At 73.4% G+C, this 23,339-nt stretch carries 24 protein-coding genes; 13 read left to right on the top strand and 11 right to left on the bottom strand.

The window, feature by feature from the left end; all coding sequences use genetic code 11:
• Positions 1 to 44: 44 nt before the first annotated feature.
• The 3 genes from ABD208_RS09385 to ABD208_RS09395 all read right to left on the bottom strand — a co-directional run bounded on the left by ABD208_RS09385 (position 45) and on the right by ABD208_RS09395 (position 3,835).
• Entirely contained in the window at positions 45 to 2,015 is a 1,971-nt protein-coding gene (locus ABD208_RS09385) for an adenylyl cyclase (protein ID WP_344101884.1), read from the bottom strand.
• Between the two features lie 159 nt (positions 2,016 to 2,174).
• Positions 2,175 to 3,437: a class I SAM-dependent methyltransferase gene (locus tag ABD208_RS09390; RefSeq protein ID WP_344101886.1), complete on the bottom strand. Its 1,263-nt coding sequence runs from the start codon at positions 3,435 to 3,437 to the stop codon at positions 2,175 to 2,177.
• Complete coding sequence (locus ABD208_RS09395) at positions 3,437 to 3,835, bottom strand: DUF5997 family protein (protein ID WP_344101888.1); 399 nt, start codon at positions 3,833 to 3,835, stop codon at positions 3,437 to 3,439. The genes ABD208_RS09390 and ABD208_RS09395 overlap by 1 nt, the downstream gene beginning before the upstream one ends.
• 22 nt (positions 3,836 to 3,857) lie before the next feature.
• Between ABD208_RS09395 and ABD208_RS09400 the strand changes: the two genes are divergently transcribed.
• From ABD208_RS09400 to ABD208_RS09410, 3 genes are all read left to right on the top strand, one after another.
• On the top strand, positions 3,858 to 4,766 hold the full coding sequence (locus ABD208_RS09400; protein WP_344101891.1) for a LysR family transcriptional regulator substrate-binding protein: 909 nt from the start codon (positions 3,858 to 3,860) through the stop codon (positions 4,764 to 4,766).
• Positions 4,767 to 4,866: 100 nt separating this feature from the next.
• Positions 4,867 to 5,520, top strand: a complete 654-nt coding sequence (locus ABD208_RS09405; protein WP_344101893.1) for an LPXTG cell wall anchor domain-containing protein — start codon at positions 4,867 to 4,869, stop codon at positions 5,518 to 5,520.
• 244 nt (positions 5,521 to 5,764) lie between these two features.
• Entirely contained in the window at positions 5,765 to 6,475 is a 711-nt protein-coding gene (locus ABD208_RS09410) for a hypothetical protein (protein WP_344101895.1), read from the top strand.
• Positions 6,476 to 6,655: 180 nt separating this feature from the next.
• Here the strand turns inward: ABD208_RS09410 and msrA are convergent, their stop codons facing one another.
• Entirely contained in the window at positions 6,656 to 7,330 is a 675-nt protein-coding gene (msrA, locus tag ABD208_RS09415; RefSeq protein WP_344101897.1) for a peptide-methionine (S)-S-oxide reductase MsrA, read from the bottom strand.
• Positions 7,331 to 7,432: 102 nt separating this feature from the next.
• Entirely contained in the window at positions 7,433 to 8,011 is a 579-nt protein-coding gene (locus ABD208_RS09420; protein WP_344101899.1) for a hypothetical protein, read from the bottom strand.
• Between the two features lie 198 nt (positions 8,012 to 8,209).
• Here ABD208_RS09420 and ABD208_RS09425 point away from each other — a divergent pair, with 198 nt between their 5' ends.
• Positions 8,210 to 9,547: an AI-2E family transporter gene (locus ABD208_RS09425; protein WP_344101901.1), complete on the top strand. Its 1,338-nt coding sequence runs from the start codon at positions 8,210 to 8,212 to the stop codon at positions 9,545 to 9,547.
• Position 9,548: 1 nt separating this feature from the next.
• On the opposite strand, the gene ABD208_RS09430 is transcribed toward ABD208_RS09425, so the two are convergent.
• The 3 genes from ABD208_RS09430 to mca are packed head-to-tail and all read right to left on the bottom strand — an operon-like array spanning position 9,549 to position 11,751.
• Entirely contained in the window at positions 9,549 to 10,343 is a 795-nt protein-coding gene (locus tag ABD208_RS09430) for a carbon-nitrogen hydrolase family protein (RefSeq protein WP_344101903.1), read from the bottom strand.
• Positions 10,340 to 10,774: a hypothetical protein gene (locus ABD208_RS09435; protein ID WP_344101905.1), complete on the bottom strand. Its 435-nt coding sequence runs from the start codon at positions 10,772 to 10,774 to the stop codon at positions 10,340 to 10,342. Before ABD208_RS09435 ends, ABD208_RS09430 begins: the two co-directional genes overlap by 4 nt.
• Positions 10,771 to 11,751, bottom strand: coding sequence for a mycothiol conjugate amidase Mca (mca, locus tag ABD208_RS09440; RefSeq protein ID WP_425561086.1), 981 nt, complete (start codon positions 11,749 to 11,751; stop codon positions 10,771 to 10,773). Before mca ends, ABD208_RS09435 begins: the two co-directional genes overlap by 4 nt.
• Before the next feature lie 84 nt (positions 11,752 to 11,835).
• Here mca and ABD208_RS09445 point away from each other — a divergent pair, with 84 nt between their 5' ends.
• Together ABD208_RS09445 and greA are read left to right on the top strand one after the other, a co-directional pair.
• The gene (locus ABD208_RS09445; RefSeq protein WP_344101907.1) at positions 11,836 to 12,261 is read left to right on the top strand and encodes a DUF4307 domain-containing protein; all 426 of its coding nucleotides are present in this window, start codon (positions 11,836 to 11,838) and stop codon (positions 12,259 to 12,261) included.
• A 230-nt stretch (positions 12,262 to 12,491) separates the two neighbouring features.
• Positions 12,492 to 12,974, top strand: a complete 483-nt coding sequence (gene greA, locus ABD208_RS09450) for a transcription elongation factor GreA (RefSeq protein ID WP_344101909.1) — start codon at positions 12,492 to 12,494, stop codon at positions 12,972 to 12,974.
• A gap of 31 nt (positions 12,975 to 13,005) precedes the next feature.
• Here greA and ilvA read toward each other — a convergent pair whose 3' ends face one another.
• Both ilvA and trhA read right to left on the bottom strand, forming a co-directional pair.
• On the bottom strand, positions 13,006 to 14,229 hold the full coding sequence (gene ilvA, locus ABD208_RS09455; RefSeq protein WP_344101911.1) for a threonine ammonia-lyase: 1,224 nt from the start codon (positions 14,227 to 14,229) through the stop codon (positions 13,006 to 13,008).
• Between the two features lie 61 nt (positions 14,230 to 14,290).
• Positions 14,291 to 15,010, bottom strand: coding sequence for a PAQR family membrane homeostasis protein TrhA (gene trhA, locus ABD208_RS09460; RefSeq protein ID WP_344101913.1), 720 nt, complete (start codon positions 15,008 to 15,010; stop codon positions 14,291 to 14,293).
• 159 nt (positions 15,011 to 15,169) lie between these two features.
• On the opposite strand from trhA, the gene ABD208_RS09465 reads away from it, so the two are divergent.
• From ABD208_RS09465 to ABD208_RS09480, 4 genes are all read left to right on the top strand, one after another.
• Positions 15,170 to 15,931 carry an isoprenyl transferase gene (locus tag ABD208_RS09465; RefSeq protein WP_344101916.1) on the top strand — a complete coding sequence of 254 codons (762 nt, stop codon included), beginning with the start codon at positions 15,170 to 15,172 and terminating at the stop codon, positions 15,929 to 15,931.
• A 207-nt stretch (positions 15,932 to 16,138) separates the two neighbouring features.
• Complete coding sequence (locus tag ABD208_RS09470; protein WP_344101918.1) at positions 16,139 to 16,624, top strand: MarR family winged helix-turn-helix transcriptional regulator; 486 nt, start codon at positions 16,139 to 16,141, stop codon at positions 16,622 to 16,624.
• A gap of 53 nt (positions 16,625 to 16,677) precedes the next feature.
• Positions 16,678 to 17,778, top strand: coding sequence for an alanine dehydrogenase (gene ald, locus ABD208_RS09475; RefSeq protein ID WP_344101920.1), 1,101 nt, complete (start codon positions 16,678 to 16,680; stop codon positions 17,776 to 17,778).
• Between the two features lie 105 nt (positions 17,779 to 17,883).
• Positions 17,884 to 19,029, top strand: coding sequence for a glycerate kinase (locus tag ABD208_RS09480; protein ID WP_344102289.1), 1,146 nt, complete (start codon positions 17,884 to 17,886; stop codon positions 19,027 to 19,029).
• Here the strand turns inward: ABD208_RS09480 and ABD208_RS09485 are convergent.
• Positions 18,949 to 20,223, bottom strand: a complete 1,275-nt coding sequence (locus ABD208_RS09485; protein ID WP_344101922.1) for an MFS transporter — start codon at positions 20,221 to 20,223, stop codon at positions 18,949 to 18,951. The two genes, ABD208_RS09480 and ABD208_RS09485, sit on opposite strands and share 81 nt — an antisense overlap.
• Before the next feature lie 73 nt (positions 20,224 to 20,296).
• Here ABD208_RS09485 and ABD208_RS09490 point away from each other — a divergent pair, with 73 nt between their 5' ends.
• The 3 genes from ABD208_RS09490 to hemQ all read left to right on the top strand — a co-directional run bounded on the left by ABD208_RS09490 (position 20,297) and on the right by hemQ (position 23,285).
• Positions 20,297 to 21,190, top strand: a complete 894-nt coding sequence (locus ABD208_RS09490) for a LysR family transcriptional regulator (RefSeq protein WP_344101924.1) — start codon at positions 20,297 to 20,299, stop codon at positions 21,188 to 21,190.
• A 107-nt stretch (positions 21,191 to 21,297) separates the two neighbouring features.
• Positions 21,298 to 22,488, top strand: a complete 1,191-nt coding sequence (locus tag ABD208_RS09495; protein ID WP_344101927.1) for a ferrochelatase — start codon at positions 21,298 to 21,300, stop codon at positions 22,486 to 22,488.
• Positions 22,485 to 23,285, top strand: a complete 801-nt coding sequence (hemQ, locus tag ABD208_RS09500) for a hydrogen peroxide-dependent heme synthase (RefSeq protein WP_425561087.1) — start codon at positions 22,485 to 22,487, stop codon at positions 23,283 to 23,285. Before ABD208_RS09495 ends, hemQ begins: the two co-directional genes overlap by 4 nt.
• Positions 23,286 to 23,339: the final 54 nt, after the last annotated feature.

Raw genomic sequence — 23,339 nt, forward strand, 5'->3', positions numbered from 1 at the left:
GGCCCGCCCGCGAGGGCGGGCCGTCCGTCACCGGTACGGCTGTCCTACGGGTAGCTCACCACCTGGGGTGCGGCGAAGCTGCCCACGGCCGGGGCGCCCGTGTCGTTGACGACGTGGTTGACGCCGCCCGAGCCGTTGAGGAAGACGCTGGTCATCGAGCGGAACCTGACGCCCTCGGTGCGCGGGGCCTGGATCGCCGACTCGACGCGGATGTCGACGCCGTTCCAGAAGTACGAGTAGACGCCGAGGCCGATCGCCTCGTGCCGCTCGACATGGTCGGCGACGCGGTAGGAGGCGTAGCCCTTGCGGTCACCGTCCATGTAGGCCTCCTGGCTCGGCGGGTCGTAGGGGATCTCGCTCTGGTAGAAGAGCGTGCGGCCGTCCTCGCCGTTCCAGACGGTCTGGTTCTCCTGGTAGTGCTCCACGAACAGGCCCGTGGCGGTGACGCGGTCGCCGTTGACGACGACGCCGTGCGCGCCCGTGTTCTTGTCCCAGGCGACGCCGTTGCCGTGGTCGGCGCGCCACGCCCAGATGTGGTCCAGGAGGACGTCGTCGCTGTTCACCTCGATGGAGGTGACGGCCTTGCCCTCCCAGGGGCCGCCCACGCGGATGAAGACGTCGGTCAGGGTGACCGGGTCGGCGGCGTCGGACCTGGCCTTCTTGCCCTTGCCGTGGCCCTTGCCGCCCTTGTCCTTGCCCTTGCCGTGGTGAGCGTGGCCGTGCGCCGAGGTCTGCTTGCCGATCTGGACCAGGGTCTCGGACTCGGGCACGTTGGCGTCGACCGTGATCCCGGCGATGTGGATGCCGGGAACGTCGGCCGTGGTCAGGGCGGTGTTACCCGCGGTCGGCGTCAGCGACGCGTAGCCCAGGCCGAGCACGACCGTGTCGGCCCGGCGGACCTGGATCGGCTCGTCGAGCTCGTAGACGCCCGGAGTGAGGAGCAGGTGCTTCCCCGCGGCGAGCGCGTCGTTGATGGACGACGCCGTGTCGGTGCCCGCCTGGGCGACGTGGAACTGGTCCAGGGTCAGCGAGCGGCCCGCGGCCGCATCCGTCGCCCAGTCAGTGCCGGCCGTCGCGGTGCGGGCGTTCGGCGCGAAGACGCGCAGCGCGCCGTCGCCGGCCCGGTACAGGAACGGCTTCTCCCGCGTGACCGGGGTGGTCTCGAGCGTCGTCCGCACGCCGACGCCGGCCCCGGCAGGCTGCCCGAAGTCGGTGGCCGGTGCGCCCTCGACGCCCGTGAACACCATGTTCCAGACGCCGCCGTCCCACGTGCCGACCTCGCTGTTGCGGGTGTACCACTGCTGCTGCGAGCCGGTGGAGATCTTGCCCGACACGCGGGAGTTGGCCAGGAAGCCGCCCGACGCGTACTCGCCGAAGCGGCCGAACACCGTCAGGTCGCCCTGGATGTCGACGCGCCGCAGCGGGGCGGCCTGCGACACGGCGAACCGCATCTGGTGCGGCTCGGCCACGCCCATCGGGTGGGGGCGCGTGGCGTCGTCGGCGGTGGGGCGCTGGATCGGGTTGAACCCGAGGTTCCCCATCGAGCGCCAGAACCGGGTCAGGGAGCCGGGGCCCTGGCAGGCCCACGGGCTGTCGGGGCACTCCACGTGCGGTTCGACATGGATCGCGCCGTTGATCAGGACGTCGCCGGGCTGCTTGCCCAGGCCGTCCACGGACTCGTAGTAGCCGAGCTCGGCGTTGACGATGCCCTCGGCGGTGGCCGGGTCGTCCTGACCGGCCGCGCTGCCGTAGACGCCGGGCTCGAAGAACACCTGGTGGCGGTTCCGGCTGAACTCCGGCTCGTCGTTGACGGACTCCAGGAACTCGTTGATCTCCTGCGTCGACCACGAGGAGTCGATGAAGGTGACGTTGGGGCCGAAGTCAGGATCGGCCGCGGCGGCGTCGGGCGCGGTGTCGCGCGGGAGCGCCGCGACCGCGGCGCCGCCGCCCAGGACCATGGCGGTGGCGAGGCCTGCGCCCGCCCATCCGCGTGCCCGGTTGAACCGGAATGTCATCGTCGACAGTCCCTTCTGGGTTGGAGCTTCCCGGGCTGCTGCCCGGGTGCTGATCCCGCTGAGAGTAGCGGTTCAGTGATTACCTGTCAGTAAGTAGAATCGCTGAAAGCGCTCTCAGGATTGTAGGGGGAGTGTTGCGCCCCAGGGGAGAGAGCGATTTCAGCCGTTCGTGCGGACGGAGCGGGTCACCGTGAAGCGCGGGTCCCGCGCGATCTGGGCGGTCGGGCCGACGGCGCGCTCCAGCGCGGGCCGGTACCGCAGCGCGGAGTTGAACACCGTCCACAGCTCGCCGCCCGGACGCAGGATCCGTCCGGCGGTCTCGAACATCCGGTGCGCGGCGTCGGTCGCGAGCGCGGCGCGGTCGTGGAACGGCGGGTTGAGCAGCACGAGGGCCGCCGAGGCGTCCGGGAGCGACGCCCCGGCGTCGTCGCGCACGGCCCGGACGAGATGCCCGACGCCGTTCGCCGCGGCCGTCGCGGCGGCGGACCCCACGGCCGCCGCGCTGCGGTCCGTCGCCACCACCTCGAAGCCCCGGCGCGCCAGCGCGACGGCCAGGATCCCGCTGCCGCAGCCCAGATCCACCGCGGTCGGCACGGGGGAGGATGCCGGGTGCGCGCCGGGCACGGCGGCGTCGTCGTGGATGCCAGCGTCGTGGATGCCGGCGGCGCCGAACGGTACGACGCCGCCCGGCGACGGCCAGCGGCCGGAGTGCTCCAGCAGGAGCCGCGTACCGCCGTCGAGGTTCGTGCCGCCGAAGACGCCGCCGTGGGCGACGACGGTCAGCGAGGCGTCCAGACCCGGGACCCCGCCGATCGTCTCGCGGAGCGGGTAGGTGAGCGGGCGCTCGCGGGCCTCGGGGCGGAGGCCGCGCGCGACGAGCAGGCGGGACTTCTGGCGGGCCAGCGACGGGGTGACCTCGGCGAAGGCCGTGGCCAGCACCTCGTTCATGGCGTGCGTCATGTGCTTGACGCGGCCGCCCGCGAACAGCACGGCGTCGTCGGTCGCGTGCCGGGCGACCAGCTCGGCGATCTCCGAGAGCTCGGCGACCGACTTCGGGAGCTGGAGCAGGACGACGCGCGCTCCGGCCAGGAGTTCCGGCCCGAGCGGCTGGTGCCCGAACGACGAGCGGTGCGTGACGAGCGCGTTGGCGCGCAGGGCGGCCTCGGCGTCGACCGGATCCTGGTGCACCCGGACGTCGCGTGCGCCCAGGCCGATCGCGCCGATCGTGAGCGCGCCGAAGCGGTCGCCGATCGTGACGACCTCGCCGGGACCGGCTGCCTCGATCGCGGCACGGGCCGCGTCGAGCAGCAGGCGATCGGTGGCGTCCACGGCCACGGGGCCGTCGGCGCGGGTGCTGTCGCCGGGGTAGGGGCGGAGAGCGTCCAGGGTCGCCAGGGTCTCGGACGCCGGGCCGGCGGGCACTACCTCGCGGGCTTCTCGCCGGGGCGCTTCGCCGCCTTCTGCTCCGCGGCCGCCTCCTCGGCGCGCACCCGCGCGTGCGTCGCGCGTTCCTGGACCAGCCATTCCGGCGGGTCCGCGCGGAGCTCGTCGATCTGCTCGGTGGTCAGCGGCTCGGTGAGCCCGGCGCGCGTCAGGCCCGAGATCGAGACGCCGAGCCGGCCCGCGACGACCGGCCGCGGGTGCGGGCCGTTGCGACGCAGGTCGGAGAGCCACTCCGGCGGGTTCTGCTCGAGTTCGTCGAGCTCGGCCCTGGTCAGGCCCTTCTCCTGGAACTCCTGCGGCGTGGCCGGGAGGTGGACACCGAGTCGCTTGGCCGCGTTCGTCGGTTTGATGACCTGCTGGGAGAAGGGTGTTGCCATGGGTCAAGAATATGCTGGCCACGTGTCCGAGACCTTTCGCCTGGCGTACGTCCCCGGTGCCACCCCCGGGAAATGGGCGGGGGTGTGGCGCGAACGGCTTCCCGAGGTCGCGCTCGAACTCGTCGTGGTCGAGCCCGCGGAGGTGCGCGCCGCCCTGACGGAGGGTCGCGCCGACGCCGCGATCGCCCGGCTCCCCGTGGACACCGACGTCTTCTCCCGCATCCCGCTGTACGAGGAGGTGGCGGTCGTCTGCCTGCACCGCGACCACCTGCTGGCGGCCCTGGACGAGGGCGAGGCGGTCACCGCGGAGGACCTCGCGGACGAGCCGCTCTGGCTCCCGCAGGACGACGTCCTCTACCGGGACGCGCCCGGCGCCCAGGACGGCCGGCAGGGCGGGCCCCGCGAGCCGGCGGACGGGGCGGGTCCCGGCGAACCGGCGCCGGGCACCTCGCCCGCGCCGCGCCTGCCCGGGACGGTGCCCGCCGACCCGGACGGCGTGCCGCTGGAGCGCCCGGCGTCGGCGGCGGACGCGCTCGCGATCGTCGCGTCCGGCTCGGGCGTCACCGTGCTGCCCCTGTCGCTCGCGCGGCTGCACCACCGCAAGGACATCGTGCACCGCCCGCTCGAAGGCGGCCCGCGGGCCCCGGTCGGCCTGGTCTGGCCCGCCGGCGACACCGGCGACCTCGTCGAGGAGATGATCGGGATCGTCCGCGGCCGCACGGTCAACAGCTCGCGCGGCCGCGGCCGGAGCGCGCAGGTGTCCGACGACGACGACGACGGCGGGCGGGCCGGGTCCGGGCGGAAAGAGCGCTCCGCGCCGGGGAAGAGCGGCGGGCGCGCCGCGGGCAAGCAGCCGGGCGGCGGTGCGGGGGCGCGCCGCGGGCGGCCGGTTTCCGGCCGCAATGACCGAAATAAACGGAGGAAAACGTAATCCTCGCGCTACATTCACGCTTTCTCTCGCGGTGATATCAATTGAGGTTTACTTTCAGAGGGTCGCGCTTCGGTGTGACAAGACCTGAAGGAGTGACCCCATGAACCGAATATCCGTGCTGGGAGCCTCTGCGCTCTTGGTGGTGGGTCTGGGAGTCGTCCCGGCCGCCGCGTCGGTCGGTACGAACCTCAGTTCCTCGAACGTCGCGGCGAACGCCGCCGAGAACTGTCCGGAGGAGGGAAAGGTCGAGGTCAACGGCAGTAAGACCTCGATCACGGTGACCGCGCCCGAGGGCCAGGTCATCACCGGGTACTGCGTCAAGGCGGGATCCGAGCAGCAGGACCTCGGGGCCGAGACGGTGACCGTCGACCCGCCGGCCACGTCGGTGACCATCACGCACTCGTCCGGGAAAGACATCAGCCATTACACGGTGTTCTTCGCCGCGGCTCCGTCCCCGTCACCCACGCCGTCCCCGACACCCTCGGAGACGCCGAGCGCGACGCCCACGCTTTCGGCGACACCCACGCCTTCGGCGACGCCGAGCGCGGAGCCGACCCCGCCGGGGACGCCGGCTCCGGAACCGCCGGACGAACCCGGCGACGAGCCGGACGACGGCACCGTTCCGCCGCCGGTCGACGACGACGAACTGCCCATGACCGGCGCCGGCCCCGAGGTGGCCTACACCCTGATCGCCCTCGCGCTGGCCGGGATCGGCACCGCACTGCTCGTGCTGCGCCGACGTCGGCAGTCCTGACCTGCAGGAACACATTCGGGGCGGCGATATACTTGCTTTTGTCGCCGCCCCGGACGTGTCGTTATGTCGTTGCCTCCCAGAACTACCTTCCCCCAGGGTGGGTGAAATAATGGAAAGTCCGAGTAAGAAGAGACTTGCCGTGGCATCTCGATAACGTCGTACTTTGGACTTTCCGAGAAATGCAGCTAGCCTTCGGACCATCACGCGCGTGTGGCGTGACTACAGCCGTCGAAGGAGCACCCCCATGAAGCGCATCACCGTCCTCGGAGCCGTCGCGCTCCTGGCGGTCGGCCTGGGCGCCGCCCCCGCCGCCGCCACCGACTATCAGACCTGCAAGGACGTTCCCGGTTACGAGAACGCGAAGGTCGACATCGAGGACACCGACGGTGAGGTGACCTGGGAGGACGGCGAGGCTGTCGCCGTGACGATCACCGCCCCCGAGGGCACGCTCATCAGCGAGTACTGCGTGAAGGCCGGTTCCGAGAACTCCGGCGCGGGCGTCGAGATCGTCGACGTCGACCCGGACGCCGCCGAGGTGACCATCACGCACTCGACGGGCAAGGGCATCAGCCACTACGGCGTCATCACCGTGCCGGCCCCGTCCCCCGAGCCGTCCGAGGAGCCCTCGGTCGAGCCCAGCCCGGAGCCCTCGGTCGAGCCGAGCGTGGAGCCGTCGGTCGAGCCCAGCACCGAGCCGTCGACCGAGCCCAGCACCGAGCCGTCGGTCGAGCCCAGCCCGGAGCCCTCGGTGCCCGGCACCGAGCCGAGCACCGAGCCGTCCGTCCCCGGTTCCGAGCCCTCCGAGCCGGGCAGCGAGCCCAGCGATGTCGCCGACGACGACGACGAGCTGGCCGCGACCGGTGCCGGCCCCGTGGTCGGCTACACGCTGCTGGCCCTCGCCCTCCTGGGCGGTGGCGCCACGCTGCTGATCCTGCGCAAGCGCCGCGTGTCCTGATCCTCACCGAGGATCGGTACCGGTAGCAGACGACGCCGGGGTGGCGGGTTCGATCCGAACCCGCCACCCCGGCGTCGTGCTGTCGCCGGCTGCGGCGACGGCGTCGTGCCGTCTCCGCCCGCGGCGCCGCCGCGGCCCGCGGCCCCTGGCCGTCGCGCCGGCCCGCGGCGTCCGCCGGGATCAGGCGGCGTCGGGGTAGGGGACGCCCGTCGTGGCGTGGCAGCGGTAGCCGTCGGGGTTCTTCGACGGCGAGAGGTACTGCTGGTGGTAGTCCTCGGCGAGGTAGAACGGCCCGGCCTCGGCGGCCGGAAGCATCTCGGTCGTGATCGGGTCGTAGCCCTTGGCGTCGAGCACCTCGGCGTACCGCTCCGCCGTGCGGCGGACGGCGTCCGCCTGCTCGGGAGCGGTCCAGTAGATCGCGGAGCGGTACTGGGTGCCGACGTCGTTGCCCTGACGGAAGCCCTGGGTGGGGTCGTGGCGCTCCCAGAAGATCCGGAGCAGCTCGTCCTCGGTGACGCGCGCCGGGTCGTAGGCGACCATCGCGGTCTCGGTGTGGCCCGTCCGCGCGGAGCAGACCTCCTCGTACGTGGGGTTCGGCGTCGTCCCGCCCATGTAGCCGACGGCGGTGGAGACCACGCCGGGCAGCTGCCAGAAGATCTCCTCGGCGCCCCAGAAGCAGCCCATCGCCAGGTAGAGCACCCGCGTGCCGGGCGGGTACGGCCCGGTGACCGACGCGCCGAGCACCGCGTGCGGGCGCGGTGCGGCCAGCACCGGCGACTCGCGGCCGGGAAGGGCGTCCTCCGGCGCGATCATCGTGGTCTTGTGCTGCCCGAACAGGGAATCGAAGAACGACATGGGTGAACCTCCTGGCGATCCTGGCGCCGTCGGGTGACGACGGAGCCTACGGGAGCAACGCCTGGGGTTCGGGAGCTGTTCCGGGCGGCTTCCCCGCCGGGGTCAGCGGGCGTCGAAGCTCGCCGCGAAGTACTCGATCTCCGCCGTGAGGTCCTCGACGGTCTCCAGGTTGCGGCGCCAGTCGTCGGGAACCTCCAGCGCGTGGTTCGCGTCCGCGACCTCGACGTAGTCCGTCCCCAGGCCCGCGACGAAGTCGTGGTCCCAGGTCGGGTCGGCGCCGCCCCCGATCATGAGGTGGTCCTCGGCCAGGCCGGTCGCGGCGCCGCGGATCTCCGGCGCGTCCGCGACGGTGAGCAGCGGGGTGAGCCAGACCCCGGGCAGCTGGAGCTTGGCGGCCAGCGGCATCGCGACCGTGCCGAGGGACTTGGCCACGACGAGGTGGGTCGTGGCGTCATCGGGGGCGTCCGGGCCGTCCAGGACGCGGGTCGCGGACTCGCGGGCCGTGTCGAGGGACGGCGGCGCCGTCCATTCCACGACGCGGACGGTCCAGCCGAGTCCGCGCAGCGCGGCGCGGGCGTGATAAAGCAGCGGGCCCTCGGCGGTGTACCGCCGGCCCGGCAGGATCGTGGCGACCCGGGTCAGGTCACCCTCGGTGCAATGGAGCGCATACGAATTGGACACTCGTCCAGGATGGCAAACCTTCGGGGTTCATGACAGGAAAATGCGTGATATCGACCGACGTCTCGCCCGGGTTCACCCTCCCGGGGCAGCTCCGGGCCCGGCCGGCGCACCGCTGACTGTGCAGGAACTGGCGGCTCCCTGTGATCTCCGCGTGTGCCGGGGGTGGTGTGCCGGCGTGGATCGCCTACCTTGGAGGATGTGAGTGACAACGAGTCCCCCGTCGTGTCCGCCGCCGCAGCCCGAGAGACGGTACCGGATCGTGGCGTGCCGGTGACACCGGGCACGACGCCGGGCGTGACGTCCGGCACGCCCGCGTCACCGTCACCGTCACCGTCGCAGTCGCCGTCGTCCGTCACGACCGCCGGGCAGGACGACGCGACGAGCGTGCCGCGCCCCATCCGCGAGGCGGCGTCGTGGTCCTGGCGCATCCTGCTGATCGGCGCCGGGCTCGGCGCGGTCGGCTGGCTGCTCGGGACGCTGCAGTCGATCGTGGTGCCCCTGGCGGTGGCGTTGCTGCTGGCGGTGATCCTGACGCCGCTGCGGCAGGTGCTCGAGGAGCGGCTCCGCTTCCCGCGCGGCGTGGCGTCCGGGGTCTCGCTGGTCGGCCTGATCCTCGCGGTCGCCGCGCTGATGACGTTCGCCGGGCAGCAGCTCACGACCGGGTTCCAGGATCTGTCCGGGCAGGTCGTCGAGGGTTTCAACGAGCTGGCCGCGCTCCTGGACGAGCGGTTCAACCTCCGCCTGCAGGATTACCAGCAGGATCTGCTCGCCGAGGTCGAGAGCCAGCGCGACGCGATCATCGCCGGGGCGCTCGGCGCGGCGTCCACCGCGGGCAACCTCCTGGTCGGCGGCGTGATCGCGCTGTTCTGCGCGTTCTTCTTCCTGCACGACCCGCGCGGCATCTGGGGCTGGGTCGTCGGCCTGCTGCCTGCGGCCGCGCGCGACAAGGTGCACCAGGCGGGGCGGCGCGGCGTCGTCACGCTGTCCGCCTACGCGCGCACGCAGGTGCTCGTGGCCGCGGTCGACGCCGTCGGGATCGGGCTGGGCGCGCTGTTCTTCGTGCCGTCCCTCGCGCTCCCGATCGGCGTCGTCGTCTTCATCAGCTCGTTCGTGCCGATGGTCGGCGCGATCGTGTCCGGCGTGGTCGCGACCGTCGTGGTGCTCGTGGCGCAGGGCTGGGTCGCGGCGCTGATCATGCTGGGCATCGTGATCCTCGTGCAGCAGATCGAGGCCCACGTGCTGCAGCCGTTCCTGATGGGCCAGGCCGTGTCGCTGCACCCGGTCGCGGTGATCCTGTCGGTGGCGGTCGGGTCGTTCGTGGCCGGGATCGCCGGCGCGCTGTTCGCGGTGCCGCTCGCCGCCCTGCTCAACACCGTGGTGCTCTACCTCAACGGGCACGACAAGTTCCCCGAGCTCGGCGACGACGACAAGCTCCCCATCCGGTGGCGCGCACCGGACGCCCCGCCGATCTCCCTGCCGCGCCGCGGCGGCAGGGCCGACGACGCGGACAGGGAGCCGGCGGAGGGCTCGTCCTGACTCAGGGGCGGGGCGTGACCGCGTAGCGGCGGTTCGCGAGGGACGGGTTCGTCTCGCGGGCCGTCGCGATGCCCGCCGCGTCCAGGTCGGCCGTGCGGATCTCCGGGCCCTCGCCCAGTTCGAGGCCGACGACGCCGTCCGGGCCGGCCAGCAGCGAACGCCCGGTGACGCTCGCTCCCGCCATCCCGACGCCGATCACGATCGCGGTGTTCTCGATCGCGCGCGCCCGCAGCAGCGTGCGCCAGTGGTCGGCCTTGAGCGGCCCGGCCATCCAGGCCGCCGGGTAGACGAGCACGTCGGCCCCGGCGTCGACCACGCGGCGCGCCGACTCCGGGAACCGGAGGTCGTAGCAGGTCAGCACACCGAACGTGAGGTCGCCCACGCGGAGGGTGACCGGCTCCGCCTCGGACGGGCCCGGCTCCAGCCGGTCCGACTCCCGCGTGCCGAACGCGTCGTAGAGGTGCACCTTGCGGTAGACGCCGGCCAGGTCGCCCGCGCCGTCGACCACCACGAGCGCGTTCGAGGCGCGGTCGCCCGCCGGCAGCGTGGTGCCCGCGATCACGGCGATCCCGGTGTCCGCCGCACGACGGCGCAGCGCCGTGACGAACGGCCCGTCGAGCGGTTCGGCGTGCTCGGGGCCGACGCCGTGGCTGTCGTAGGCCGAGGAGTACTCCGGCAGGATCAGCAGATCGGACTTCTTCGCGGCGGCTTCGCGGAACGCGCCCCCGGCGACCTCGCGGTTCGCCGCGGCGTCGTCGGACACCACGAGCTGGGCGACGGTGACCCGGACGGTCATGCCGGACCGTCCTTGCTGCCGGGGGTGCCGACGTCGCCGGCTTCACCGACGTCGCCGGCTTCACCGACGTCGTCGGTGCCGGCTGCGCCGGCGTCACGGGGGACGTCCGGGGTGCCGGGCTCGGGCGCGGCCGAGCGGATCCCGATGCCCTTGCGCTGCTCGATCTCCAGGCCCTGTTCCTCGGCGTTGCGCCGCGTCGTGCGCAGGTGGCGCGACAGGGACAGGAACAGGAACACGCACGCCACGGCCAGGGCGAACGTCACGAGGAACCCGATCAGGCCCGGCGTGATGTCCGTCGCCTCGAGTCCGGGCCGCAGCACGCCGCCGGTGGGATCGGGCGACGGGGTGGCGTCCGCCAGGACGGCCGGCGCGGCCAGCGCCTCCCGGACGGCAGCCTGCCCGGCGACGACGGCGCCCGCGAGTGCGGTCACGCGGGCACCCCGGCGGGCGCGCGGCCGTCGCCCTGGTGGGCCAGCGCCTCGCGCACGCCGGTGAACAGGTCGTCCTCGTGCTCCCCGGGGGCGCGTTCCGGCAGCGGGACGCGCGACTCGGCGAGCTCGTACTCCTCCCACGGCCAGACGTCGGCCTCGAGGTCGCGGGGCACCGCGAAGAAGAAGCCCTGCGGGTCGATCTGCGAGGCGTGCGCCCGCAGCGCCTCGTCGCGGTGGGCGAAGTACTCGGCGGCCGGGATCAGCGTGGTCACCTGGCGCTCCGGGATCTCCCGGGCGTCGCGGGACTCGATCCAGTCGCCGAACGGCGACTCCAGGCCCGCGGCAGTCATCGCCTCGTGCGCGGCGCGCAGGCGGTCCATGGAGAAACCGTGGTTGTAGTAGAGCTTCAGCGGCTCCCACGGTTCGCCGGTGCCCGGGTAGCGCTCCGGGTCGCCCGCCGCGGCGAACGCCTCGGCCGAGACGTCGTGGCACTTGATGTGGTCGGGGTGCGGGTAGCCGCCCGACGGGTCGTACGTGGTGATGACGTGCGGGCGGAACTCCCGGACCAGCTTCACGAGCGGCTCGGACGCCTCCTCGAGCGGCACCAGCCCGAAGCAGCCCTCGGGCAGCGGCGGCAGCGGGTCGCCCTCGGGCAGGCCCGAGTCGACGAAGCCCAGCCACGCGTGCCGCACGCCGAGCGCCTCGGCGGACCGGGCCATCTCCAGGCGGCGGACCGCGAGCCGGCCCTCCAGGGTCTCGAACTCGTGGCCCTCGGGGAGGGTGAACGACGGGTTGAGGATGTCGCCTCGTTCCCCGCCGGTGCAGGTCACCACGAGGACCTCCACGCCGTCGGCCGCGTACTTCGCGGTGGCCGCGGCTCCCTTGCTCGCCTCGTCGTCGGGATGCGCGTGCACCGCCATGAGGCGGAGCGGCTCGCGCTCGGTTGTTGACACCTGGACCTCCTGGACCGGCCGCATCGGCTGGTGCTGTGCTGTTCTCGGGGTTGCCTGGTTGATCACACGGGGGCGATTCCCTCCGCGGACATGCACCATGATGTCATCATGAGCACCGACCCCCTCGCCGAGCGCTACGGCCGATCGGCACGTGGCGCGGACCCGTCCGGCCGCAGGCCGCTGACGACGGGGGCGCGCGTGGCGATCGGCGCCGCGCTGGCCGCGGGGGTCCTGGTCGCCGCCTGGTTCGCCTGGTCCGACGCGCAGCGCAACCCCGTCGAGTACCAGGAGATCGGCTTCTCGATCGAGAGCGCCGAGCAGGTGACCGTCACGTTCGACGTGATGATGCCACCGGGCGGCGCCGCGGTGTGCACGGTGAAGGCGCTCGCCCCGAACTACGCCGAGGTGGGCAGCCTGGACGTCCGGGTCGCGCCGTCGGACACGGGCTCGCAGCGGCTCACGGCCGAGGTCCGCACGACCAGCGAGGCGACCACGGGCGTCGTCGACAACTGCCGTCCCGCCGACACGCCGTAGGGCCCGCTCGCTCTCGGCGGAACGCCCCGGCGGAATTCGGTGCCCGCCCACCACGCGGAAACCGCTTGACGTCGGCCTGCCCGTTCATTGATAGAATTGTCGTTTCACACACGCTGTAAACCCGCTGAACGGGAGCAACGCCAGTGCGTGTCCACCCGTTCGGTGGGTCTCGCGCGCTGTCCCGTTCCCGTACCGCCGCTCGAACGAGCTACCACGAAAGGAGAGCCCCCGTGACCGACACGACCGTCACCTGGCTCACCCAGGACGCGTACGACCGGCTCAAGGCCGAGCTGGAACGTCTCTCCGGCCCCTATCGCGCTGAGATCACCGAGCGTATCGCCGCCGCGCGCGACGAGGGCGACCTCAAGGAGAACGGCGGCTATCACGCGGCCCGTGAGGAGCAGGCCAAGAACGAGGCCCGCATCAAGGAGCTCACGGAGAAGCTGCGCACCGTCCAGGTGGGCCGGCCCTCCGACGACGGCACGGTGCAGCCCGGCATGGTCGTGACGGTGGAGATGTTCGGCGACAAGGAGACCTTCCTCCTGGGCTCCCGCGAGATGGCCGGCGACACGGACATGGACGTCTTCTCCCCGACGTCCCCGCTCGGCGCGGCCATCGTCGACAAGAAGGTCGGCGACAAGACCAGCTACGAGGCCCCGAACGGCCGGACGATCGACGTCGAGATCACCGACGCCAAGCCGTTCGCCGCCTGACCGGCGCCCGTCGCGGTGTGACCCGTGCAGGTCACACCGCGACGTCGAACCCCTCGGCGCGGAGGCGCTCGACCACGGCGGTCCGGTGCTCCGCGCTCTTCGTCTCGACCTGCATGTCCACGCGGACCTCGGAGACCGAGAGCTCGACGTCGGTACGCGAGTGCTCCACCTGGACGATGTTCGCGCCGGCCGCCGCGACCGCGTCGACGAGGCGGGCGAGGGCGCCCGGCCGGTCCGCGACGCGGATCCGCAGCTGGAGGTAGCGGCCCGCCGCCACGAGGCCGTGCCGCACCACCCGCAGCAGCACGAGCGGGTCGATGTTGCCGCCGCTCAGCACGGGTACGACCGGTCCGCGGAACTCGCCCGGGGCCGCCGCCAGCAGCGCGGCCACCGCGGCCGCTCCAGCGGGTTCCACCATGAGCTTGCTCCGCTCCAGGACCATGAGCAGGCCCCGCGACAGCAGTTCCTCGCTCACGGTGCGCACCTCGACGCCGTGCCCCGCGACCAGCCCGAACGGCACCTGGCCCGGCGTCCCCACCGCGATGCCGTCGGCCATGGTGGGCCCCGGCGTGACCGCCGTCGGGCGGCCCGTCTGCAGCGATCCCGGGTACGCGGCGGCCTGCGCCGCCTGCACCCCGATCACCCGCACGTGCGGCGCGACGTCGGCCAGCACCGCCGCGATCCCCGCGACGAGACCGCCGCCGCCGAGCGGTACGAGGACCGTGGCGACGTCGGGCACCTGCTCCAGGATCTCCAGGCCGATGGTGCCCTGACCGGCCACGATGTCGGCGTGGTCGAAGGGGTGGATGAGGATGCGGCCGGAGCGGGCGGCCTCGACGCGGGCCGCGGCCAGCGCCTCGTCGACGCTGGTGCCGACCTGCCGCACCTCGGCCCCGTAGCCGCGGGTGGCGGACAGCTTGGGCAGCGGGGCGTCGACGGGCATGAAGACGAGGGCGTCGATCCCGAGCATGCTCGCGGCGAGGGCCACGCCCTGCGCGTGGTTGCCGGCGCTGGCGGCGACGACGCCGCGGGCCCGCTCCCGGGGCGTCAGGCGGGACAGGCGCGTGTAGGCGCCGCGCACCTTGAACGAGCCCGCGCGCTGCAGGTTCTCGCACTTGAGGACCACCTCGGCGCCGGCGAGCTGGGACAGCGCGCGGCTCTCGACGACGGGGGTGCGGGTGATGACGCCGTCCAGGAGTGTGGCGGCAGCGCGGACGTCGTCCGCGGTCACGGAAGGGAGGGTGCTGGGTGTCACGCCGCGACAGTAGGCCCGGCTCGACGGCTCCACAACTCGCGCGGGCCGCGCGCGGAATTCGTCACCCCCGGAGGGCGGCGAGGTAGATCGCCACGACGTGGCAGGCGAAGCCGACGACGGTCAGGACGTGGAAGATCTCGTGGAAGCCGAACCAGCGCGGGCTCGGGTCGGGCCTCTTCGTCGCGTAGACGACGGCGCCCGCCGTGTAGGCGAGGCCTCCGGCGAGGACCAGCCAGACCACCGCGGGCCCGCCGGCCGCCCAGAACGGCTTCACGTAGCCGACGGCGACCCAGCCGAGCGCGACGTAGATCGGCGTGTAGACCCAGCGGGGCGCGTTCAGCCACACGATCCGCCCGATCAGCCCCGCCAGGGCGCCGGCCCAGACGATCGACAGCAGGACGGTCGCGGTCGGGCGGTCCAGCAGGGTGACCGCGAGCGGCGTGTAGGTGCCGGCGATGATGAGGAAGATGTTGGCGTGGTCGGCGCGGCGCAGGATCGCCTCGGCGCGCGGCGACCAGGTGCCGCGGTGGTAGACCGCGCTGGTCCCGAACAGCAGCGCGGCCGTGAGCCCGAACACCGCCGCCGCCCACTTGGCGCCGGTCCCGGGCGTCAGCGCGACCAGCGTGATGCTCGCGGCCAGCGCGAGGGGGAACGTCCCGGCGTGGATCCAGCCGCGCAGGCGCGGCTTGATCTTCCGGTCCACCGTGTCCGACACGGTGCCGGAGATGGTCTGGACGACGCCGGACACACTGCCGCGGACGTCGTCGAGCTTGTCGCTCATCCGGTCGATCATCGTGCTCCTCTCGCCTAACCTACGGAAGCGTAACTTACCCTGACGTAGGTTCAGTTATGCCTGGGGCGGCGGGGGTGTGAAGATCCTGCGGCGGCTTGGCGCCACCCGTCGTGCTATGCGTGCGGCGTGGCGCGGTAGCGTTTTCCCGTGCGCCTGCCCACCCCTCTCTACAGTCTGTACGAGCGCCGCCTGGCCCGGAGTCTGGACGGCGCCTCGCTGCCCCGGCACATCGGCGTGATGCTCGACGGCAACCGGCGCTGGGCCAAGTCGTTCGGGGAGACGGCGGCCACGGGGCACCGGCGCGGCGCGGACAAGATCGCGGAGCTGCTCGGCTGGGCCGAGCCCCTGGGGATCGAGGTCGTCACCCTGTGGATGCTCTCGACGGACAACCTGCGGCGCTCGCCGGACGAGCTGGAGAACCTGCTCGAGATCATCGAGGACGCGGTGCGCGACCTGGCGGACTCCGGCCGCTGGCGGCTGCGCGTGATCGGGCGGCTGGACCTGCTCCCGGAGCGGCTCTCGGCGGAACTGCGCAAGGCGCAGGCGGCGACGTCGGGCATCGAGGGGCTGCAGGTGAACGTGGCGATCGGTTACGGCGGGCGGCACGAGATCGCCGACGCCGTACGGTCCTACCTCACCGAGGAGGCGAAGAACGGGGCGACGCTCGCGGACCTCGCCGAGCGGATCGACGTCGAGCACATCACCGAGCACCTGTACACGCGCGGGCAGCCGGATCCGGAGCTCGTCATCCGGACCTCGGGGGAGCAGCGCGTGAGCGGGTTCCTCATGTGGCAGTCGATGCACTCCGAGTACTACTTCTGCGAGGCGTACTGGCCCGCGTTCCGGCGGGTCGACTTCCTGCGGGCGCTGCGCGACTTCGCCCAGCGGGAGCGGCGGCTCGGCCGCTGATCCCGCCCCGGGTTCCCGGGCCGCCGGAGCCCGCCGAGGTCCGCCGGGGCCGTCGTCGTCCCCGCCGCCGATACTTCACCCTCTGACGAGCGTTTCCGCGAGGCATCGCCCGGCGAGAAAACTTGCGCCATATTGCCGCTTCCTGCGGAAATCTGAGCCGTCGTCCGGTAGCGTGCGAACCCAGGCAGGAGGGGAAGTAGACACTCGATGACAGGCACAGATCGGCCCGGCCCGACACCCAGGGAGGCCGCGGAGGCGTGGGAGTCGCTGTTCCGCACGCAGGTGACGCTGATGCGCAGGCTCCTGGCCGACGACATCTGGGGGGACCTGAGCATGCGCGAGTACGACGTGCTGTTCACGCTGTCCACCGGAGGCGGGGCCATGCGGCTGCGGGACCTGAACGAGAACATCCTCATGGCCCAGTCCTCGCTCTCGCGGCTGGTCGACCGGCTGGAGCGGCAGGGGCTCGTGCGGCGGGAGTCCGCGCCGGAGGACGGGCGCGGGGTGCGCGTGGTGCTCACGCGGGAGGGGGTGAGCACGCAGAAGGAGGTCGGGCGCAAGCACGTGCACTCGATCGCCCACTACGTCGGCACGGCGATGTCCGCCGACGACCTGGCGGAGCTCCGCGTCCTGCTGGACAAGCTGCGCGCGGCGCAGGCGGCGGTCCCGGAACGTTCGCGCGTTCCCGGCTGAACACCCGGAAAAGCACCTGGACCGCGGGCCCGGCACAGGAATACCGTCGGATCATGAAGATCGGAACACCCACCGAGGTCAAGAACAACGAGTATCGCGTCGGCATCACCCCCGCCGGCGCCCACGAGCTCGTCCGCCGCGGCCACCAGGTCCTCGTCCAGGCCGGAGCCGGCACCGGCTCGGGCTTCACCGACGAGGCGTACCACCTGGCGGGCGCCACGACCCTCGCCACCGCCGACGAGGTCTGGGCCGACTCCGACCTGGTCGTCAAGGTCAAGGAGCCGGTCGCCCAGGAGTACCACCGGCTCCGGTCCGGGCAGGTGCTGTTCACGTACCTGCACCTGGCGGCGTCGCGCCCCTGCACCGAGGCCCTGCTCGCGGCCGGGACCACCGCCGTCGCCTACGAGACCGTCCAGCTCCCGGACCGGTCCCTGCCCCTGCTCGCCCCGATGAGCGAGGTCGCCGGGCGCCTGTCGATCCAGGCCGGCAGCTACCACCTGATGCGCTCCGCGGGCGGCGCCGGCGTGCTCATGGGCGGCGTGGCCGGCACGCCGAAGGCGAAGGTCGTCGTGATCGGCGGCGGCGTCGCCGGCGAGCACGCCGCCGCCAACGCGCTCGGCCTGGGCGCCGACGTGACCGTCCTCGACATCTCCCTGGCGCGCCTGCGCGCCCTCGACCACCGGTTCGACGGCCGGATCCAGACCCGGTACTCCACCCACTACGAGGTCGCCGAGCAGGTGGAGGGGGCCGACCTGGTGGTCGGGTCCGTCCTCGTCCCGGGCGCCGCCGCGCCCAAGCTCGTCACCGACGACATGGTCAAGGCGGCCAGGCCCGGCGTGGTCTTCGTGGACATCGCCATCGACCAGGGCGGATGCTTCGAGGGCTCGCGCCCGACGACGCACGACGACCCCACCTTCGCCGTCCACGACGCGCTGTACTACTGCGTCGCGAACATGCCCGGCGCCGTCCCGCAGACCTCCACCCGCGCGCTGACCAACGCCACGCTCCCGTACGTCGTCAGGCTCGCCGACCAGGGATGGGAGGCGGCGCTCGCCGCCGACCCGGCCCTGGCCAGGGGGCTCAGCACGCACGCGGGCGAGCTCCGCAGCGCGGAGGTCGCCGATGCGCTGGGGCTGAAGGCGGCGGGGGCCTGACCCGGCGGCGGGTCCGCCCGCCGGTGGCGTAGGTCACGCGGCGTGTTCATGAACTGTTCGGGCGGGATGTCAGGTACCCGCAATACGATTCCGAGCGTGAACCCCATGCGCGTGGTCGTCGCCCCCGACTCGTTCAAAGGAAGTCTCTCGGCCGCCCAGGTCGCGGCATGCATCGCGGACGGCGTCCGGGCAGCCCGCCCGGACGCCGTCGTCACGTCCCTGCCCATGGCCGACGGCGGCGAGGGCACCCTCGACGCGCTGCTCGCCGCGTGGGGCGCCGAGGCGCAGGTGATCGACACCGTCGACGCGATCGGCCGCCCCCGCCGGGCCCGCTGGGCGATCTCACCCGACGGCCGCACCGGCGTCGTCGAGCTCGCCGAGGCGAGCGGCCTGCCGCACGTGGCCGACGTCACGCCGCAGCCCCTGCACGCGAGCACCCGCGGCACCGGCGCCGTCGCCCGTGCCGTCCTCGACGCGGGCGTCGCCGAGGTGCTCGTCTGCCTCGGCGGATCCGCGTCCACCGACGGCGGCGCGGGCATCCTCACGGGCCTCGGCGTTCGGCTGCTCGACGACGACGGCGCCGAGGTGCCCGACGGCGGCGAGGGCCTGGCCCGCGTCAGCAGCCTCGACCTCGCCGGCCTGCACCCGCGCGCCCGCGAGGTCCGCTGGCGGCTCGCCGTCGACGTCACGAACCCGCTCGTGGGGGAGCACGGCGCCGCCCACGTCTTCGGGCACCAGAAGGGGGCGGGCGAGGGCGACGCCGAGTACCTCGACGCCGCGCTCGTGCGCTGGGCCGGCGTCCTGGAACGCGCGACCGGGGTGCGCACCCACGACCTGCCCGGCGCGGGCGCGGCCGGGGGCGTGCCGTCCGGCCTCGTCGCGCTGCTCGGCGCCGAGACCGAGCAGGGCGCGCTGCTGGTCGCCGAGGCGATCGGGCTGCCCGCCGCGCTCGCGGACGCGGACCTGGTGTTCACCGGCGAGGGGTCCTTCGACTCGCAGTCCGTGCGCGGCAAGGTGGCCGACGGCGTGGCCCGGCTGGCGGCGGCGTCCCCGGCGCGGCCGCCGGTGGTCGTGATCGCGGGTCAGGTGCTGCTCCCCGCGGCCCAGACCCGCGAGGCCGGTATCGCGGCGGCGTTCTCGATCGCCCCGGGACCGATCGACCTGAACGAGCTACTGGGCCGTACCTCGACCCGCCTGACGGACCTCGCGGCCCAGATCACCAGCCTGCGAGCGGTACCGGCCCCGCGCTGACGCGCCGCGGCCCGGCCACAGGGACGCGACGGCCACCGCCGCGATCTGGATCAGGCCCGCCACGACCAGCACCGGAGCGGCGCCGAACGCGCCGATGATCGCGCCGCCGACGAGGAGGCCGGCCGACGCGCCGCCGTTGTGCAGCACGGTCTCCGCGGTGAACGCGGCGCGGCGGGTCGCGCCGGTGGCGCGTTCGGTGACGAGGGCGTTGAGCGCGGCGATCCCGAACGGGATGGTCACCCCGCCGAGCGCCGCGACCGCCGTCACCGCCACGAGATCCGGGGCGGCGAGCGGGAACAGCAGGAACGAGACGCCGAGCACGGCCCACGAGACCCGGATCGCGACCATCCGGGGAATCCGGGTCACGACCAGCGGCACCACGAACGACATCCCGACGGTCGCGAGCCCGTACCCGGACATCGCGGCGGCGATGAGCTGACCTGGTCTCGCCAGCTCCGCGCCCAGCAGCGCCAGCCCGAGCGGGAACGCGAACCAGGTGATCCCGCCGACCCCGGCCAGGACGAGCCCCGCGGCAAGATCCCGGTCGCCCCGCAGCACCGCGCGGATCGTGACGTGATCCGGCTCCGTGGCCGGTGCGCCTGCGACGTCGTCGTCCGGAGTGCCGGCGTGCGGGACCGTCGCCAGGGCGATCGCCGCGAGGCCGACGGCGGCGGCCTCGCACCACAGGAGCGGGACCGCGCCCCACTGGACGAGGAGCCAGGCGCCGAGCGGCGGCGCGAAGATCATCGAGGAGCGGTGCGCCATGTCCTGCCAGGCGAGCGACCTGGCGCCGAGGCCCGTACCGGAGCCGGCGGCGTCGGCGAGGTCGGCCGTGAGGGATCGCTGCGCGGGCGCGAGCAGCGCGCCCGTCGCGCCCGTGATCAGGCCCGTCGCGCACAGCACGACGGCGTTCACCGCGTCGGCCGATGCCGCGGCCGGCACCAGGATCAGGCCGCCCACCTGGATCAGCAGCAGCAACGCGAGCGTACGGCCGGACGTCAGCAGGTGCCGGAACGGCCGTCCCCACCAGGCCGACGTGAGCAGGGGCAGCCCGGCGAACCCGCCGACCAGGCCGGTGGTCCAGGCGTCGCCGGTCTGGTCGAGGGCGACGAGCGGGAGCGCGACGGCGGTGATCCGCTGGCCGGTCCACGTGACGAACGTCGTGGCGGTGAGGGTGAGAAGACTTCGCTGCACACCGGCGATGCTGCTCGGCCCGCGCGGCCGGCGGTAGACGCCGGGCAAGCACGCCGGCTCATAGAGTATGGCTATGAGCTCATTGCCCAGCGTCGAGGACCTGCGCCTGGCCGACGCGGTCGTGCGGCACGGCTCGCTCGGCGCGGCCGCGCGCGAACTGCTGATCACGCAGCCGTCGGCCAGCCAGCGGCTCGCCGCGCTGGAGCGCCGGATCGGCACGCGGCTGTTCGAGCGCGACACCACCGGCGCCCGCGCCACGCCCGCCGGGCGCGAGTTCTGCGTGCAGGCCGCGCACGTCCTGGACCACCTGCGCGGCATCTCCGGGCGGTCGCTCGCCGCGGCGCGGTCGCGCACGCTCACGGTCGGCACGTTCCCGAGCCTGGCCGGAACCCTGTTCGCGGCCCTCGACGTGCTGTCCGACGACGTCGTGGTCCACCCGGAGGTGGAGCACGGACCGCGCCTGCTGGAATGGGTGGAACGCGGCACGCTCGACGCCGCCTTCGTGACGATCGCGGGTCAGGTGCCGCTCGCGCGCGGGCTGGTCGCGACCGAGGTCGGCCGGTACGACCTGGTCACGCTGCTGCCGGAGGGCGCCCCGGAACCCGGCACGGGCCGGCGGCCGTTCGCCGGGCAGACCGTCGTGTACTGCGCGCTCGACCTGTCGGCCGAGGCGCTGCAACGCAGTCTCACCGAGAAGGGCGCCCGCGCGCGCCCCGGCGCCACCGCGGAGGCGGCGGTCCGCATCGGGCGGGAGCGGCGCTGCGCCGTCGTCCTCCCGGACCTGGTCGCCCGCTGGTACGCGGCCCCGCGCGACCGGATCGCCCCGCCCCCGATCCGCGGCCGCCTGACGGTCTCGATGGTGAGCCGCAGCCCGGCGCCGTCGGACCTCCTCGCCGTCCTGCCGTTCCTCAGCGAACGCCTGACCCGCGGCAGCGTCCACGCCCGGCAGCCGCCACCGGCCTCCTGACCGGCTCGTGGTCCCGCGCCGATCTGACAATCCGTGCCGTCGATGTCACGTCGCGGATGTCCCTGATGATGTGATCCAGCTCCGGTGCTGGTGGGAAGATGGGGAGCATGCCCCCTTCCCTCCAGTCCACGACCGTGGCGGAGCCCGCGGAACCGATCGTCGCGAGCCCGGCGGCCGCCGTCGCACCCTATGACGCCCTGTTCCTGTACTCGTTCGGCGGGCCCGACAAGCCCGAGGACGTCGTGCCCTTCCTGCGCAACGTGACCGCGGGGAAGGGCATCCCGGACGCGCGGCTCGAGGAGGTCGGCGAGCACTACTACCGGTTCGGCGGCAAGAGCCCCATCAACGAGCAGAACCTCGCGCTCAAGGCCGCGCTCGAGGCGGAGCTCGCGCGGCGCGGCGTCGACCTGCCGGTCGTGTGGGGCAACCGCAACTGGGCGCCGTACACGAACGACGCGGTCGACGAGCTGGAGCAGCTGGGGGCCAGGCGCGTCGTCGCGCTCGTGACCTCCGCGTACAGCAGCTACTCCGGCTGCCGCCAGTACCGCGAGGACCTCGCGACGGTCCTGGACGGGCGCGGGCAGCTCGGGCCGGACGGCTCCACCGGCATCCAGTTCGACAAGATCCGCCCCTACTTCAACCACCCGGGCTTCGTGCGGGCCAACGTCGACGCCGTCGTCGACGGGTACGCCGCGCTCGCGGAGGCCGGGGGCGACGGCGCCGCCGCGCGCCTCGTGTTCGTGACGCACTCGATCCCCGACACGATGGAGGCGGCGTCCGCCGTCGGGCACGCGTCGTACTCCGAGCAGCACCTGTCGGTCGCGCGGCTGGTCGCCGCGGCCGTGGGGGAGCGGCTCGGGCACGACGTCGAGTGGGACCTGACGTACTGCTCGCGCTCCGGCCCGCCGAGCCAGCCGTGGCTGGAGCCCGACGTCAACGACCACCTGGCGGCGCTGGCCGCCCAGGGCGTGCGCGACGTCGTCATCTCCCCGATCGGCTTCGTCAGCGACCACATGGAGGTCGCCTACGACCTCGACACCGAGGCCCTGGCCACCGCCGCCGAACTGGGCGTCACCGCGGTCCGCGCCGGGACGGTCGGCACGCGCGAGCCGTTCGTGCGCGGGCTCGTCGACCTGGTGCTGGAACGCGCCGGCCTGGCACGCGGCGACGACGTCGCGGAGGCTACGGTGGGGGACCTGCCGGCGCTCGCGTCGGTCACAGCCCCGAACTGCTGCCTGCGGCGCCACGAGGAGCCCAGCGGCATCCCCGCACTCTGCTCGGAGGACATGCACCAGTGAGCGACACCACCCGCCCCGCGTCGTCGGACGGCCACCACGTCCACGGCGACACCGGCCACGCGATCGACGCCGACGCGATCAACGCGTCGATCCGCTACACGATGTTCTCGGTGTTCTCCCTCACCGAGACGCTCCCCGAGGACGGCGACGAGCGCCAGGCGCTCGTCGCGGAGGCCGAGGACGCGGCCTGGGGGGACGGTGGGACGACGACGGACGCCGGGCGCGACGCGGCCCGGGCCGACGGCGACCTGGTGGCGCGCGGCTGGTACGACATCGGCGGCCTGCGCTCCGACGCCGACCTGATGCTGTGGACGCACGGGCCGTCCGTCGAGGCCGTGCAGGGCGCCTACCAGCGGCTGCGCGCGTCCACGCTGGGGCGCTCGCTGGAGCCGGTGTGGTCGGTCGCCGCGATGCACCGGCCCGCGGAGTTCAACCGCGGTCACGTGCCGGCGTTCCTGGCGGGCGAGCGGCCGCGGGACTACATCTGCGTGTACCCGTTCGTGCGCTCGTACGACTGGTACCTGCTGCCCGAGGGCGAGCGCCGCACCATGCTGCGCGACCACGGCATGGCCGCCGCGGGCTACAAGGACGTGCGGGCCAACACGGTCTCGGCGTTCGCGCTGGGCGACTACGAGTGGATCCTGGCCTTCGAGGCCGACGAGCTGCACCGCATCGTCGACCTCATGCGCGACCTGCGCGCCACGGAGGCCCGCCGCCACGTCCGCGAGGAGATCCCGTTCTTCACGGGCCCCCGCACCACCCTCACGGACTGGGCGGCGCGCCAGCCCCTGAGCTGAACCCGGTGCTGACCTGCCCGTCCGCGGGGTGGTGCCTCCGTCAGTGCGGAGGCA

It is taken from the genome of Myceligenerans crystallogenes (assembly GCF_039529775.1).
In the GTDB taxonomy this organism is placed as follows: domain Bacteria; phylum Actinomycetota; class Actinomycetes; order Actinomycetales; family Cellulomonadaceae; genus Myceligenerans; species Myceligenerans crystallogenes.

Excerpts from the sequence above, each read along its gene's own strand:
- ABD208_RS09385 (WP_344101884.1), bottom strand. The coding sequence starts at position 2,015 with ATGACATTCCGGTTCAACCGGGCACGCGGATGGGCGGGCGCAGGCCTC.
- ABD208_RS09395 (WP_344101888.1), bottom strand. The coding sequence starts at position 3,835 with ATGGCAACACCCTTCTCCCAGCAGGTCATCAAACCGACGAACGCGGCC.
- ABD208_RS09405 (WP_344101893.1), top strand. The coding sequence starts at position 4,867 with ATGAACCGAATATCCGTGCTGGGAGCCTCTGCGCTCTTGGTGGTGGGT.
- ABD208_RS09410 (WP_344101895.1), top strand. The coding sequence starts at position 5,765 with ATGAAGCGCATCACCGTCCTCGGAGCCGTCGCGCTCCTGGCGGTCGGC.
- msrA (WP_344101897.1), bottom strand. The coding sequence starts at position 7,330 with ATGTCGTTCTTCGATTCCCTGTTCGGGCAGCACAAGACCACGATGATC.
- ABD208_RS09430 (WP_344101903.1), bottom strand. The coding sequence starts at position 10,343 with ATGACCGTCCGGGTCACCGTCGCCCAGCTCGTGGTGTCCGACGACGCC.
- mca (WP_425561086.1), bottom strand. The coding sequence starts at position 11,751 with ATGCGGCCGGTCCAGGAGGTCCAGGTGTCAACAACCGAGCGCGAGCCG.
- ABD208_RS09445 (WP_344101907.1), top strand. The coding sequence starts at position 11,836 with ATGAGCACCGACCCCCTCGCCGAGCGCTACGGCCGATCGGCACGTGGC.
- trhA (WP_344101913.1), bottom strand. The coding sequence starts at position 15,010 with ATGAGCGACAAGCTCGACGACGTCCGCGGCAGTGTGTCCGGCGTCGTC.
- ABD208_RS09470 (WP_344101918.1), top strand. The coding sequence starts at position 16,139 with ATGACAGGCACAGATCGGCCCGGCCCGACACCCAGGGAGGCCGCGGAG.
- ald (WP_344101920.1), top strand. The coding sequence starts at position 16,678 with ATGAAGATCGGAACACCCACCGAGGTCAAGAACAACGAGTATCGCGTC.
- ABD208_RS09480 (WP_344102289.1), top strand. The coding sequence starts at position 17,884 with ATGCGCGTGGTCGTCGCCCCCGACTCGTTCAAAGGAAGTCTCTCGGCC.
- ABD208_RS09490 (WP_344101924.1), top strand. The coding sequence starts at position 20,297 with ATGAGCTCATTGCCCAGCGTCGAGGACCTGCGCCTGGCCGACGCGGTC.
- ABD208_RS09495 (WP_344101927.1), top strand. The coding sequence starts at position 21,298 with ATGCCCCCTTCCCTCCAGTCCACGACCGTGGCGGAGCCCGCGGAACCG.